Raw genomic sequence first — 16,425 nt, 5'->3', positions numbered from 1 at the left:
TGAGATGCCACCCCGGACCGGTGGCGATGCACGACTGGCGGCCAGAGGGGTCACCGTCGGCTACGGCGAGCGTCCGGTCATCGACGACCTGGAGGTCGTCATTCCCTCAGGGGTGGTGACCACCATCATCGGACCCAACGGCTGCGGGAAGTCCACTCTGCTGCGAACCTTGGCCCGACTGTTGAAGCCGACGAGCGGATCGGTCGTGCTGGACGGGGAGGACATCGGGCGGCTCAGGACCAGGGAGGTGGCGAAGAAGCTCGGGCTGCTTCCCCAGTCGCCGACCGCCCCGGAGGGGCTGACCGTGGCCGATCTGGTGGCCCGGGGGAGGCATCCGCACCAGAGTTGGTTGCGGCAGTGGTCGGCCGATGACGCCTCCGTCGTGGAGAACGCCTTGGAGATGACGGGGATCTCCGATCTGGGTGACCGGCCCGTCGACACCCTTTCCGGGGGGCAGCGGCAGCGGGCGTGGATCTCGATGACCCTCGCCCAGGGGACGGATCTGTTGTTGCTCGACGAGCCGACCACCTATCTGGATTTGGCGCATGCCGTTGATGTCCTCGATCTGGTCGATGACCTGCGCGTGTCGGGCAGGACCGTCGTGATGGTGCTGCACGACCTGAATCTGGCTGTCCGCTATAGCGACAATCTGATCGTGATGAAATCCGGATCGATTGTGGCGCAAGGATCTCCGTCTGATGTGGTGACGGCTGACCTGTTGTATGAAGCTTTCGGCCTTCGGGCCGAGGTGATCGTCGACCCGGTAGGTGGTCGGCCGCTCGTCGTGCCGATCGGTCGGGCTCATGCGCCGAGGCCCCGGGAGATCACCCTGGCTTAGGTGAGGCTTCCCTTACTTTTGCAGGGTAGGGTTGCCCTGCTCCACCGAGGGCACCACTGGCCGGCATGAAAGCAAGGTACTTCCGATGCGTCACTACACCACGACATCCCACAAACCATGGCGACGACTGGCGACCACCGCCTCCGTCATGGTCCTGGGAATGGGCCTCCTCGCCGGATGCGGCCCCGCCGCCAAGGACAAGAAGGACGAAGGCGCCAAATCCTCAGCGGCAGGCACATTCCCCGTCACCGTGGAACACACCTTCGGCTCCACCACGGTCCCCAAGGCACCCCAGCGCGTCGTCACCGTCGGCTACACCGACGACCAGGCCGTCCTCGCCCTGGGCCACAAACCGGTCGGCATGGTCGACCAGTACAAGAACCCGGCAGGAAAAAGCCCCGACATCAACACCCAATGGCCCTGGGTGAAGGACAAATGGGGGGACAACAAACCCGAGGTCGTCATGACCAACGGCGACCCCGGACCCAACTTCGAGAAGATCGCCTCCCTGCGACCCGACCTGATCATCGCGGTCTACTCCGAGATCGACGACGCCGCCTACAACAAACTCTCCCAGATCGCTCCCACCGTCGGCCGCACCAAAGCCGAGAAGAAACCGTTCAGCGCACCCTGGCAGGACAACGCCGTCCATATCGCCAAAGCGCTCGGCCAGGAAGCCGAAGGCAAGAAACTGGTCCAAGGAATCCAGGACAAACTCGCCACCGTCAAGAAGAACCATCCCGAATTCGCCAACCAGACCGCCGTCGCCCTGTCCTGGTACAAAGGGGCAGCAGCACCCTTCACCACCACCGACGTACGCGGACAACTCCTCACCGGCATGGGCTTCAAAGGCCAGACCGAGATCGACAAGATCGCCGGCGAAAAATTCTTCACCTCACTCTCCCCGGAGCGGATGGACCTCGTCGACGTCGACCGCGTCTTCGTCATCAACGACAAAGAAGACGCCGAGGCCTTGAAGAAATACGACCTCTTCACCAACCTCAAGGTCGCCAAGAACGACAAGGTGTCCTACCTCCTCGACAGCGAAGGACCCGCGGTCGGAGCAGCGATGTCACAGGCCACCCTGCTCTCCCTGCCCTACGCCATCGACCAGGTCGCCGCATCTGCGGCCAAGTGAGAGGCGAGTACCACAGGACATGAGCGTCGCCCCGGACGTCCTGCGCACGACCACCGGCCGGGAGGCGACCCGTTGGGTCCTCGACCACTGCCGCAGCAGGCCGTGGCTCAGCATCGCGACCGTGCTCACCACGGTGACCGGAGCGGCCCTCCAGATCCTTCCGGTACTGCTGCTCAGCAGAGTGATCGACATCGTGACCAGGGGCGAGCCGCACTCGGCCCTGGTCACGGTCGGCGCTGTGATGATGGCCGCCGTACTGCTCGGCGCGGCGACCACCGCCGTCTCGACCTACCTGATCGGAAAACTCGGCGCCGACCTGCTCGCCGACCTGCGCGAAGGAGCAGTCCGCGCCGTCCTGGAACTGCCCAGCTCCCGGATCGAACAGGCCGGCCACGGAGACGTGCTCTCCAGGGTCGGTGACGACGTCGCCATCCTCTCCAAAGGCATCCGCACCGCCGTCCCCACCGTGCTCTCCGCAGGAGTGCTGGTCACCGTCGCCACCATCGGCATGTTCGGACTGGACTGGCGACTCGGCCTGGCCGGATCCTGCGCCCTGATCGCCTACGCCTCGGCCCTGCGCTGGTACCTCCCCCGGTCCGCACCCCTCTACCGGGAACAGCGGATCGCCCAGGCGAACCGGGCGCAGACACTGATCAGCGCACTCAACGGCATCCACACCGTGCGGGCCTACCGGCTGGAGAAAACCTTCCAGGACAAGGTCGCCCACGACTCCGCCCGGGTGAAGGACCTCGGGATCGAGGTCTTCCACTTCTTCGGCCGGTTCGTCGGACGGGAGAACCGCGCAGAGTTCATCGGCCTGACCGCGATCCTCACCGTGGGACACCTCCTCGTCGGTGCCGGAGCCACCACCGTCGGTGCCGTCGCCGCGGCGCTGCTGGCCTTCCACCGGCTCTTCACCCCGCTGGGCTCGATCATGTTCACCTTCGACGAAGCACAGAAATCAGGGGCGAGCCTGACCCGCCTCGTCGGAGTACTGGCGGAATCACCCGGCGAACGACTGGTGGGAACCCCGAGCCCCGGCACCGGAAGGACCACGGCCTGCCCGGTGGTCGTGGAGAGCGTGACCTTCACCTACCCGGGAACCGACCATCCGGTACTGCACGAGGTCACCCTGACGATCCCCGCCGGAGGATCACTGGCCTTGGTAGGTGCCACCGGAGCCGGCAAGACGACACTGGCCGCACTCGTCGCCGGGATCGGGACCCCCGGATCCGGGACGGTGCGCATCGGCTCGACCGATCTGTCCCAGGTCGACGAAGCCGCAGCGAGATCCCTGGTGAGCGTCCTGACACAGGAATCCCACCTCTTCTCCGGGACACTGGCCGACGACCTGCGACTGGCAGCCCCCGACGCCGACGACGCGGCCCTGCGCGCAGCCCTGCGCCTCGTGGGCGCCGAAGACTGGGTCGACGCCCTCCCCGAGGGATTGCACACCCCGGTCGGTGAAGGCGGCGAGCCCCTGGACGGCACCAAGGCCGCCCACATCGCCCTGGCCCGGTTGGTCCTGACCCGCACCCCCGTGGTGGTGCTCGACGAATCCACTGCCGAGGCCGGCAGCGAAGGTGCCTCCGCGCTGGAACGAGCTGCTCAGGCCGCCTGCTCCGGTCGAACCTCCCTGTTCGTGGCCCACCGGCTGACCCAGGCAGCTGCGGCTGACCGGATCGCCGTCCTGGACGCAGGACGCATCGTCGAAGAGGGGACCCACGAGGAACTGGTGGCCAAGGACGGTCACTACGCGCAGCTTTGGCGAGCCTGGCAAGGTCTAACTTAGGTGACCCTAAGTTAGGGTGGCTCTGTCTTCACGCCGTGGAAGGATGTTGAGCCGTTCATGATGGAACCGAGTACTCGTCCCCTCGAGATCTCCCCCCACCACCTCAGCGACGTCCGCCGCCGCACAGGTGACTACTCCGATCGCACCATCGCCGAAGCCTGTCGAATCAGCCTGTCGTACTGGGCGGACGGGAGCAGCCCCCAAGGTCTCCACCTGACCGACAACACCCCGTTCACCGACGTCCTCGACTGGGTCGACACCAACCCCGCCCCGGAGAGCACCCCCCACGACGACACCCCGGACAACATCCGGATCACCCTCCCCGACAGCCTCCGACAAGGCGACGCCCAACTCGCCCTGGACGATCTCACCGACTTCCCCGACCGCACCCTCGGCACCATCACCCCCACCACCACCGCCGAACGGCTCGCCACCCTGGCCGCGTGGAATGACACCGCAGCAGACCGCGAACGACCCACCATCGTGGACATGTTCCGCGCCCAAGCAGAACGACGCCCCGACGCCATCGCCGTCATCGACGAGGAGCGCTCACTGACCTACCGCGAAACCGCGGAACTGTCAGCACAACTCGCCCACCACCTCATCGGCCGCGGGCTCACCACCGAACACATCGTCGCCATCTCGCTGCCCCGCTCCGCCGACATGGTCATCGGACTGCTCGCCATCCTCCAAGCAGGCTGCGCCTTCGTCCCCCTCGACCCGCACTGGCCCACCACCCGCCGCGCCACCGTCATCGACGACGCAGACATCACCCTGCAACTCAACGACACCGGCGAACACCACCCCGACGAACCCGACGCGCTCGCCGTCGACCTCGACAACTGGCAGTACGGACACCACCCCGCAGCCGCCCCCGACACCGCCATCCACGGCAACTCCCTCGCCTACGTGATCTTCACCTCCGGATCCACCGGACGACCCAAAGGCGCGATGATCCGCCACGAAGCGATCAGCGAACGACTGCTCTGGCAGGTCGACGAGATCCTGGGCTTCGGCGACGACGACGCCTCCCTGTTCAAAGCACCGCTCTCCTTCGACATCTCCATCAACGAGATCTTCCTGCCCCTGGTGTGCGGCGGCCGACTCGTCGTCCTCCGCCCCGGCGGCGAACGCGACCCCCACCACCTGCTCGACATCATCGCCGAACACCGGGTCACCTTCGCCTACCTCGTCTCCTCCATGCTGGACGTACTGCTGGAGATCTCCGGCGAAACGACAAAACTCGACAGCCTCAGGCATGTATGGTGCGGCGGCGAAGTGCTCACCCCGGAGCTCTACGAACGCTTCCGCACCCGACTCGACATCCCCATGTACCACGGCTACGGCCCCGCCGAAGCGACCATCGGTGTCTCCCACGTCGTCTACCGAGGAGAAGCCGAACGCCGCTCGACCTCCATCGGCCGGGCCAACCCCAACACCCAGCTGTACGTCCTCGACGACGAACTGCGCCCGGTGCCCACCGGCGTCTGCGGCGAACTGTACGCCGGAGGACTCCTCCTGGGACGCGGATACGTCGGTGCGCCCTCACTCACCGCAGCCCGCTTCGTCGCCAACCCCTTCGCAGCCGACGGAACCCGCCTCTACCGCACCGGAGACCTCGCCCGCTACCGCCCCGACGGCACCCTGGACTTCCTCGGCCGAGCCGACAACCAGATCAAGATCCGCGGCATGCGGCTCGAACTCGAAGACGTCGAAGCAGGACTCGCCGCGCACCCCGGCCTGCGCCACACCTGCGTCGTCGCCCGGCAGAACAACGCCGGCGGAACCTACCTCGTCGGATACGTGATCCCCGGCGCCGGACACGAGAAGACGACCCCGGACGAGATCCGAGACTGGGCCAGCGAACACATGGTGGAGTACATGGTGCCCGCCCACATCGTCGTCCTCCCGGAATTCCCCCTCACCGCCAACGGCAAACTCGACCGGAACGCCCTCCCCGACCCCGAACCCACGACACACACCTACGCCCGGCCCGCCACCGACGACGAACGCGCCGTCTGTGCCGCTGCCGCATCTGTCCTACGCCTCGACGACATCGGCATCGACCAGGACTTCTTCCGGCTCGGCGGAGACAGCATCCTCGCCATCTCCCTGCTGAGCGCACTCCGGGCAGCCGGACTCCACACCACCGTCGGCCAGATCTTCGCCAGCACGACCCTGCGCGAACTGGCCGCCACCGTCAGCCGTGACAAAGACACCCGGACGGACCCCGACGACATCGCCACCGGCACGACCACCGAATCACCCGTCCTGCGCTGGCTCGGCCGAACCACCGACGCGATCGACGGTTTCGTGCAATCGGTCGTCCTCAACACACCAGCTGAACTCACCGACGACGACCTCGACGCCGTCCTCACCGCCGTGCTCACCCGACACGACATGCTGCGCGCCACACTCGTCCGCGGCGACCACTGGGGATTCGAGATCCCCGAAGCAGGACGGCCCGTCGCACACTGGGAGAAGAGCGACCGGCCCCTCGACGAATGCCTGGCCCTGGCCGCCGAAGGACTCGACCCGGACCGCGGCGTGATGCTCCGCGCCGTCTGGCGTCCGAACGCACACCAGCTGGTCGTCGTCATCCACCACGTCGTGGTCGACGGAGTGTCCTGGCACATCCTGACCGACGACCTCGCCACCGCCTGGCGTCAACAGCGCAGCGGAACGAAGATCGACCTACCGTCCAGCGGGACCTCCTTCCGGAGATGGACGCAACTTCTGGCGAATACCGACTTCGACGACGACCGCACCTACTACGAACGACCCCTGCCCCACCCCGACCAGCTGCTGGGCCGGCGCCCCCTGGCCGAGAACGACACCGTCGCCCGTGAAAGACAGCGCACCCTCACCCTCGGACCCGAGAGCACGGCAGCCCTGCTCAGCCGCACCCCCGCCCTCTTCCACGCCGGGGTCAACGACGTCCTGCTGACCGGACTCGCCGTGGCCCTCGCCCGGTGGCGACACGACCACGGCCAGGACCAGACCTTCGCCCACATCGAGCTGGAAGGCCACGGCCGGGAAGAACGCCATGTCACCGGCGTCGACGGAGTCGAAACCGACCTGTCACGCACCATCGGCTGGTTCACCACGCTCTTCCCGGTGGTCGTGGACCCGGGCCGGACGGCCGACTTCACCGCCGCCGCATATCTGGCCTCCGCACTCACCTCGGTGAAGGAAGACCTCGCCGACGTACCGAGCAAAGGTCTGTCCTACGGCGCCCTCCGCCAGCTCGCCGAGCTCGAGCTCACCCCGACCGCGCCTCAAGTCCTGTTCAACTACCTGGGGCGCTTCGACGCCGGGACATCCGACGAATGGCGGCCCGCACAAGCCACCGAACAGCTCGGCGAACGACGCGACCAGCGCATGCGTCTGCCCCGCGCACTCGAGTTCAATGCCATCGTCGAACCCTCCGCGACGGGTGAATACGAGCTGGTCACCACCGTCTCCTGGCCCGAGGGAGTGTTCACCGACGCAGACGTGGACAGGCTCGGGGAGTACTACCGGGAGGCCCTCCTCGGGCTGTCCGCACTCGAGGAAGGGCGCCATTCACCCAGCGACTTCCCGCTGGTCCGGCTCGACCAGGACGACATCGACGTCCTCGACAGCCCCGCGCTGCGCGACATCCTGCCGTTGACCCCTCTCCAGGAAGGGCTGTACTTCCACTCGGTCTTCGACGACGACTCCGCCGACAGCTACGTCGAGCAGCAGGTCCTCAGCCTGTCCGGCGAGATCGACGTCGAACGGCTGGCGGCAGCGGCGAACCGCCTGTTCGTCCTGTACCCGAACCTGGCCGCCCGCTTCGTCGCCCTGAAGGACGGCCGGGTCGTCTCCGTCCTCGAGGAGGGTCTCGACGCGCCGTTCGTCACGATCTCCCGGCCGGGACTCACCGACGAGGAGATCCACGACTACGCCACCCAGGACCGGAAAACCGGTTTCGATCTGGCCGTAGACCCGCCGATGCGTTTCGGTCTGCTCCTCGACCCGGACTCCGACCGCAAGGCCCTCGTGCAGACCGTTCACCACATCGTTGCCGACGGCTGGTCGGTTCCTCCGATGCTGCGCACACTGCTCGCCGAATATCACGAGCCGGGAAGTGCTTCCGTACGTGGAGGATTCTCCGATTACATCGGCTGGCTCACCCGCCGCGACAATGTCGAGGCCGACCGGGTGTGGGAAGCCGAACTCGACGGACTGCCCGGGCCGTCCCTGGTGGCCGAAGGACACACACCCTCCACTGCCTTCTCCGACGTCTGCGTCGAACCGACGACCGACCTCGACGCCGCGGCACAGACCGCGGGCGTGCCACTCAGCGTCGCCGTGCACACCGCCTGGGCGTTGACCCTCGGTGGCATCCTGCACTCCCAGGACGTGGTCTTCGGGTCGACCGTCTCCGGACGCGACGCAGATGTCCCCGGCATCGAGGACATGGTCGGGCTGTTCATCAACACCGTTCCGCTGCGGGCCAGCTGGACGGCCGAGAACACTGCGGGTGAACTACTGGCCGCGGTCCGCGACCACCAGAGCCGGACGCTGCCACACCAGCACGTCTCACTCGCCCGGATCGGCCGCCGCACCGGAGTCGGATCACTGTTCGACACCCTCGTGGTCTTCGACATGGCGACCGATGTGAACATGCTCCGCCGCCTCGGCGACACACTCGTCGTCACCGATATCGTCAACGAGGGCGCGCCGCACTACCCGCTGACCCTGGTCGTCGGACGGACACCGTCCGGCGGGCCGCTCCTCAGCCTCATCTACGACAGTGCGCTCCTTCGCGAAGCCGGAGCCCGGTCGATCCTGCAGCGGTTCGTCCAGCTGATCACCGCGCTCCTGGAGCGTCCCGATGAACAGGTCGGCCAGCTGCCGGCCGCACCGGACCGGCTGGTCCACCCCGTCGCAACGGCCACGCTCAGCGGACTGTTCGACGCCGCGGCGACCCGTGACCCGGCAGCGCCCGCCGTCACCCAGTGCTCTCTCGACGGGCAGACCCGGTCCGTGACCTACGGTGAACTGGCCGAGACCAAGGACGACCTGGCCGATCTTCTGCGTGCCGCCGGGGTCCGGCCCGGACGACGGGTCGCCGTCGCCCTGCCACGGACCGTTGAGCAGGTGGTGGCCCTTCTGGCCGTCGTCAGCGCAGGCGGCGCCTATGTTCCCCTGGACACGGCTTACCCGGACGAGCGGCTGGCCTATGTCCTCAGCGACTCCGCACCCCAGGTGGTCCTGGTGGCCCCGGAGCACGAGGAACGTTTCGCGGCCCTCCTGGCGCAGAACGGGTCCGAGGCCCGGATCCTCGTGCCGGGGAGGGACCCGGACACGGAGGTGACGCCCACACGAGACAGGCGCGAACCCGGCTGGCACGATCCCGCCTACGTGATCTACACCTCGGGGTCGACCGGCCGTCCCAAGGGGGTCGTCGTCACCCACTCCAGCGTGGTGACCCTGCTCGCCAACACCCAACCGGACATGGGCTTCGGACCCGACGACGTATGGGTCCAGTTCCATTCGTACTCGTTCGACTTCGCGGTCTGGGAGTTGTGGGGTGCGCTCGTGTACGGCGGTGAACTGATCGTGCCGGACTACGGGTTGACCCGTTCCCCGACGGACTTCCACCGTCTCGTCCGGGAACACCGGGTGACCGTTCTCAACCAGACGCCGTCGGCTTTCTACCGCTTCATCGAAGCCGACCGACACGCCGGGGAACCGTTGCCCGCGCTGCGTCGGATCATCTTCGGTGGCGAAGCCTTGGACCTGGAGCGTCTGCGGGGCTGGATCGACCGACACGGCGTCGACTCACCCGAACTGGTCAACATGTACGGCATCACCGAGACCACCGTGCACGTGACCCACCGGGTATTGACCGGCGAAGACTTCACCTCCCAGGAGACGGTCAGCCCCATCGGCGGCCCGATCCCCGGACTGCGCGTACACCTGTTGGACGACCGACTGAATCCGGTTCCCCCCGGCCGGACCGGGGCGATCTACGTCGCCGGCGACCAGGTGTCAGCGGGATACCTGGGACGGCAGGCTCTGACCGCTGGACGTTTCGTGGCGGACCCCTTCGCTGCCGACGGCTCCCGGATGTACCACACCGGCGATCTCGCTCATCGCACCATCGACGGCGAACTGGTGTTCGCCGGTCGCGCCGACGACCAGGTCCAACTCAAGGGATTCCGGGTCGAACTCGGCGAGGTCGAATCCGTGATCCGGACCTTCGAAGGCGTGGTGGACGTGGCCGTCACCGTCGCGGACAGCGGCGACCACCTGGTGGCGCACGTAGTGGGCCGAGCCCCGCAAGACCTGGCAGAACGACTGGCCACGACACTGCCCGCACACATGGTCCCGGGACGGATCCGGACCGTCGACACCCTGCCGCTGACCGTCAACGGGAAGTTGGACCGGGACGCCCTGACCCGGAATGCGACACCAGAGTCCGCCGCACCGACCACCACCGGCTCTGCGCTCCCCGCACTGGTCGAGATCTTCTCGCAGACCCTGGACCACCCCGGCACAGGTCCGGACACCGATTTCTTCGCGGCAGGAGGCGACAGCATCGTCGCGATCACCGTGGTCAACCGGGCCAGAGCAGCCGGACTGTCGGTCACGCCTCGCGACCTCTTCCTGTTCAAGACGCCCGCAGCCCTGGCCGGTCATCTCGCAGAATGCAGCCCGTCGACGGCCACCCCGTCGCCGACCGCGCGACCGAGCCGCCGTGAGGACGGCCCGGTCGCGCCCACCCCGATCATCCTCAGACAGCGTGAACTGGGCGGCGGACTACGTGCTTTCGCCCAGGCCAGAGCCGTGCCGCTAGCGGAGGGAATCGGATACGACGACGTGGAGCGAGCCGCGAGAACCGTCGTCGCCGCTCACCCGGCTCTGCGGATACGGCTGGACGTCGACCACGGGGTGTGGAACCTGCGGACCGATCCCACCGGAAAACCCGCCGTGATCCGTTCCTCCACCGATGACATCGCCGTCGCCGCGCAAGAAGCCTCCACCCTGCTCGACCCCGAATCCGGTGAGACCATCGTCTTCAGCTGGTCGGAAACCACCAGGACGCTGGTGATCGCCGTCCACCATCTCGCCGTCGACGCCGTGTCCTGGCTGATCCTCCTGGAGGACACCGCCGCAGCACTCCGAGGGGAAGAACTCGCCCCGGCGACCACTCCCTACGCCGAATACGCCGAAGCGCTCACCGTCGGGGCCGTCACCACCGTCGACAGCCTGGGGCGTTGGCGGGAGATCCTCCACGCGCCTGCGCTGGTCACCGAACTCGGCCCCCGACGGGAGATCACGGTGGCACTCGACCCGGTGACCAGCGAACGAGTGCGCTGTCTCGCGCCCACCTCGTACGGCATTCCCGTGACCGAGCTGCTGTGCGGCGCACTGCGGGTCGCGCTGACCCAGGTGCAGGACACACCGGCCGACCTGGCGATCGACCTGGAAAGGCACGGCCGGGTGCCCGCCGCCGAAGGACACGATTACACCCGGACGATCGGTTGGTTCACCGCCATCGCCCCGGTGCGGCTCACCGCGCACACCGATCCGGTGGCAGCGGCCCGCGAACTCATCGGACGGCAGCCCGACGAGACCGGTCACATCGCCTACGGGCAGTTGCGCTACCTGAACCCGCAGACCGCCCCGCTGCTGACCGCGCACCCGCAGGTGCTCTTCAACTATCTCGGCCGAAGCAGCGACGAACAGGCGCTGCCCACCGGTGAGGAAACCGCTGCCAGTCCGTACGCCGTGGAGGTCAACGCCTGGACCGAGGCGTCCACCGGCATCCTGTACGCGACCTTCACCCTGGTCGAGGGCATCTCCGACGAGATCACCGAGCACTGGTTGCAGGCACTGGGGTCCGTCGCGGAGGGCGCGGCGTCCGTCGAACGCAGCGCCCCGGTCGGTCCGCTCCAGCGAGGGCTGTACTTCCAGGACCAGCTGGCCGATACCACCGGAGGCTATGTGGCACAGAACTACTTCGGTTTCACACGCCGGTTGGACCCTTCGGCCCTGTCGGTGGCGATGTCCGCAGTGATCGCCCGGCATCCTGTCGTCGGGGCCGGTTTCGACACCGACGCGGACGGTAACCCGGTCCAGGTCCTCAGCCCGGACCGCCGGGTCGAGGTCCGCACGGTCGAGGTCGCCGACGACGCCGAACTCGACCTCCTGCGTACCGCGGACCGTCGGACTTCCTTCGACCTGACCGCTCCGCCGCTGATCCGACTGACCGTGGTACGTCGACCCGACGGGCGGGACGGGCTGCTCCTGAGCTACCACCTGTTGCTCTGGGACGGGTGGTCCCGCGAGATCGTGCTGCGGGACCTGTTCACCGCCTACGAAAGCGCACTGGCCGGGAAGCAGCCTGACCTCGGTCCGGCCGCGCCCTCCTTCGAGGACCATGCCCGGGCCGTCGCCTCTGCCGATCGCGCTTCGTCGGAACAGTTCTGGGCTGAGCACCTCGCCGACCTGTCAGGACCTACACTGCTCGCCGGCCCGGAACCCGACCTGCTGACCGACCTGCCGCCGGCCTTCGTCCGTACGCTGTCCGCCGAGCAGACGGCAGACCTCCACGAAGCGGCCAGAGCCCACGGCGTCACCCTGAACTCACTGCTGACCGGCGCCTTCGGTCTCTTCCTCGGGGCCTACACCGGCCGTCACGACGCGGTCTTCGGGGTGACCGTCTCCGGCCGGGAAGGTGAAGGGCTGTCCGACATGGTCGGGGTGTTGCTCAACACCGTCCCCATGTGGACCCGGGCCCGCCCGGAGCAGACGGTCGGGGAGTACCTGTCGGCGGTGCAGACGTCCAGGGTCGACGCCATGGACTACGAAGATCTCGGTCTCGGTGAGATCCAACGGGCCAGTGGCCAGGACATCCTGTTCGACAACCTGTTCGTGTTGCAGAACTTCCTGGACGAGGACGCCTTCCAGGAGATGAACCTCCGCCACGGCATCACGGAGGTGCGCTCCGACGACTCCACCCACTACCCGTTCACCTGGGTGGTGACCCCGGGGGAGCGGATCACGATCAAGGTGGAACACCGGTGCATCGCCGGATTCGACGCCGGTCGGCTCCTCGACGACTACGTGCGGACACTCACCGGCCTGGCGGCGGCTTCCGGTCGGGTCGGAGCATTGCCGGGTCTGGCCCCGGAGCCCGAGCACTCGACGCACACGGACATCGGCACGGACACCGTGGTCGACCTCTTCGACCGGGCTGCCGACCGCGATCCTGAGCGGGTGGCTCTCGTCTCCGGTTGCCGGAGGATGACCTTCGGTGAGCTCCGGGACCGGAGTCGGGCTTTGGCCGGGGTACTGGTCGCCCGGGGGATCGGCGTCGAGGGCACCGTGGGGATCGCGATCCCACGATCGGTGGACTCGATCGTCGCCGTCTTCGCCGTGCTGCGGGCCGGAGCCGCCTATGTGCCCCTGGAGCTGGACCATCCGGACGAGCGGATCGCCATGATCGTCGAGGACGCCCGACCGGACGTGGTGCTCACCGTCAGCGGAGTCTCCTCGCGGTTGACCGGCGACCTGATCGAACTGGACCGTCCGTTGCCGCAGGTCGAACCCTTCGTGACCTTCGCCCCGGAGGATCCGCAGCGTCTACGTCACGCCGCGTACACGATCTACACCTCCGGTTCGACCGGCCGGCCGAAGGGCGTGGTGACCGAATACGCCGGGTTGACCAATATGTTGCTCAACCATCAACGTCGGATCTTCGAACCGGTGCTGGCCGAGCACGTCCACCGGATCTTCCGCGTGGCGCACACCGTCTCCTTCGCCTTCGACATGTCCTGGGAGGAGCTGCTGTGGTTGGCGGACGGGCACGAGGTGCACGTCTGTGACGAGGACCTGCGACGTGACGCCCCTGCCCTGGTCGCTTACTGCCGTGAGCACGGGATCGACGTGGTCAATGTGACACCGACCTATGCCCAGCAGCTGTTGTCCGAGGGGTTGCTCGACGACCCGGCCGGTCGGCCGGCTCTGGTCCTGTTGGGCGGTGAAGCGGTGACACCGGCCTTGTGGCAGCGGCTCGCCGATACAGAAGGCACGGTCGGCTACAACCTGTACGGGCCCACCGAATACACCATCAACACCTTGGGGGTGGGAACCTTCGAGTGCCCGGACCCGGTCGTCGGGGTGGCGATCGACAACACCGAGGTGTACGTGCTCGACCAGTGGTTGCGCCCGGCTCCTGACGGGGTGCCCGGGGAGTTGTACGTTGCGGGGATCGGGATCGCCCGGGGTTATCTCGGTCAGCCCGGTCAGAGTGCGCACCGGTTTGTGGCTTCGCCCTTCGGTCGTCCTGGTGAGCGCATGTATCGCACCGGTGATCTGGTGCTCCGTCGACCTGACGGGAATCTGACGTATCTGGGGCGTACCGATCAGCAGGTGAAGATTCGTGGGCACCGGGTCGAGCTCGGGGAGGTCGAGGCGGCGTTCTCGGCCCACCCGGCGGTCCAGGTCGCCGCAGCGGTGGCTCAGCTCGATCCTCAGGTCGACGGGGCTTACCGGTTGGCGATCTATCTCGTGGTGGACGGTGGTTCGTTGGCCGACGTGGCTTCGCAGGTGGGAGCCGGGTTACCGGATTTCATGTGCCCGACGCATTACGCCCAGGTCGAGGCGATCCCGTTGACGGTGAACGGTAAGGCGGACACGGCGTCCCTTCCCGAGCCGAAACCGTTGGGGGCCTTGACGTCCGCGGGAGAGCGTGGCCCGCAGACCGGGACGGAGACCGTGGTGTGCGAGTTCTTCGCGGAGACCCTCGACCTGGATGAGGAGGAGGTCAGCGCCGTGGGTGATTTCCTGGATCTCGGTGGACATTCGATGTCGGCGATCCGGTTGGTCGGTCTGCTCCGTCGGGAGTTCGGCGCGGTGATCACCATCCGGGAGCTGTTGTCCTTGCGCACCCCTGAGGCGGTCGCCCGGCATATCGATGACCGTGTCTGAGGGGCGGGAGGTGACGGGCGGCAGCATCCTGGCGACGGCGATCCGTCGGAATATCGGTGCGGTCGCCGGGGGCACGGCGTTGATGTGTCTCTACCAGGCGGGTGAGACCTCCCTGCCGATCGTGCTCGGGCGGATCGTCGGGAATCTGACGGCGGATCGGAGTTGGCAGGCGCTGGCCCTGTCGGTCGCGGTCCTGGCTGTGACCATTGCGACGGTGTCCTTGTCCTGGCGTTTCGGGATGCGCATCTTGCAGAAGGCCAATACGACGGAGGCTCACCGTTGGCGGGTGGAGGTCGCGGCTTGTGGTCTTCGACCGGCGGCGGGTGCCGACGTGAAGTCCGGGGAGATGCTGGTCATCGCCACCGAGGACGCGGATCAGGCGGCGGACATCGTCGAAGTCGTGCCGATGATGATCAGTGCACTGGTCTCGTTGGCGATCGCGACGGTGGCTCTGAGCGTGGCGAGTCCATGGCTGGGTTTCCTGGTCATGGTGGGAACGCTCGTGATCCTTTCGGTGCTCAGCGTGTTGTCGGCCCGGATCGGGGCGAGTACCAAGGAGCAGCAGGTCAAGGTGGCGCGTGCGGGGGCGAAGGTTGCCGACCTGATCGCCGGTCTGCGTCCGCTGCACGGTTTCGGTGGCCCGCATGCGGCTTTTGCGTCCTATCGGACGGTGAGTACGGAGGCGAGACGGCAGGCGATCACCGTGGCCCGGATCAACGGGGTTTATGCCGGTACGGCTTTGGCGTTGAATGCTTCGTTGGCTTCTGCGGTGACCTTGACGGCGGGTTGGTTGGCCGTGGAGGGACGGATCGGTGTCGGGGAACTCATCATGGCTGTGGGTTTGGCGCAGTTCATCATGGAGCCGCTGCGGTTGTTCTCGGAGATGCCCAAGTATGTGATGGTGGCAAGGGCGTCGGCGGAGCGGATGGCGTCGGTGCTCTCGGTGCCGCCGGTGGCGGAGCCGGGAGCGGGAGGCCCGCTTCAGGGGGGTGCGGTCGAGGTCGACGGGCTCCGCCATCGGGCGCTGCAGGGTGTGTCTTTCTCTGTTCCGGCCGGTGGTTTCGTCGCGGTGGCGGCGATTCGTCCGCAGCTGGCCGTCGATCTGATGTCCGTTCTGGCTCTGCAGGCCGCGCCAGGGTGTTACGAGGGTGTGGTGCGGGTCGGTGGCAGGCCGTTGGCGGAGCTTCCGGTGTCGGCGGTGCGTGAGCATCTGCTGGTGAATCCACACAGCGGCGAGATCTTCGCCGGGACGCTCCGGTCGAATATTGATCCGTCGGGGAGGAGTCGGTCGGTGTCGGAGGCGGTGTCGGCCTCGATGTTGTCCGATGTCGTCGCTCTGCATCGGGAGGGCCTCGACTACGAGGTACGGGATCGGGGTGCGAATCTCTCCGGGGGGCAGCGTCAGCGGTTGTCCCTGGCCCGTGCTTTGGCGGCTGATGCCGAGGTGTTGGTCCTGCATGATCCGACGACGGCGGTGGACGCGGTGACGGAGCAGCGTATCGCGCGTGAGGTGGTGCGGATGCGTCGCGGTCGGACGACGATCGTGTTCACCACCAGTCCTGCGTTGTTGGACGTCGCTGATCGGGTGTTGGTGCTCGACGAGGGGGTGGTGGTCGGGGAGGGCACTCATCGTGAGTTGCTTGTCGGTGATGGTTCGTATGCGGTGACGGTGACTCGGTGACGGTGCTG

At 67.2% G+C, this 16,425-nt stretch carries 5 protein-coding genes; all 5 read left to right on the top strand.

Annotated features, from left to right (window positions below; translation table 11 throughout):
• Positions 1–4: 4 nt before the first annotated feature.
• The 5 genes from AUCHE_RS05205 to AUCHE_RS05185 all read left to right on the top strand — a co-directional run bounded on the left by AUCHE_RS05205 (position 5) and on the right by AUCHE_RS05185 (position 16,417).
• Positions 5–838, top strand: coding sequence for an ABC transporter ATP-binding protein (locus AUCHE_RS05205; RefSeq protein ID WP_040321629.1), 834 nt, complete (start codon positions 5–7; stop codon positions 836–838).
• A gap of 85 nt (positions 839–923) precedes the next feature.
• Positions 924–1,976 carry an iron-siderophore ABC transporter substrate-binding protein gene (locus tag AUCHE_RS05200; RefSeq protein ID WP_006502222.1) on the top strand — a complete coding sequence of 351 codons (1,053 nt, stop codon included), beginning with the start codon at positions 924–926 and terminating at the stop codon, positions 1,974–1,976.
• Between the two features lie 19 nt (positions 1,977–1,995).
• Positions 1,996–3,768, top strand: a complete 1,773-nt coding sequence (locus AUCHE_RS05195) for an ABC transporter ATP-binding protein (protein ID WP_006502221.1) — start codon at positions 1,996–1,998, stop codon at positions 3,766–3,768.
• Between the two features lie 57 nt (positions 3,769–3,825).
• Entirely contained in the window at positions 3,826–14,736 is a 10,911-nt protein-coding gene (locus AUCHE_RS05190; protein WP_006502220.1) for a non-ribosomal peptide synthetase, read from the top strand.
• Positions 14,723–16,417, top strand: coding sequence for an ABC transporter ATP-binding protein (locus AUCHE_RS05185; protein ID WP_006502219.1), 1,695 nt, complete (start codon positions 14,723–14,725; stop codon positions 16,415–16,417). Before AUCHE_RS05190 ends, AUCHE_RS05185 begins: the two co-directional genes overlap by 14 nt.
• The last annotated feature ends 8 nt before the right edge of the window (positions 16,418–16,425 follow it).

Source organism: Austwickia chelonae NBRC 105200, assembly GCF_000298175.1.
In the GTDB taxonomy this organism is placed as follows: Bacteria; Actinomycetota; Actinomycetes; order Actinomycetales; family Dermatophilaceae; genus Austwickia; species Austwickia chelonae.
This window is presented reverse-complemented; position numbering and strand designations above follow the sequence as displayed.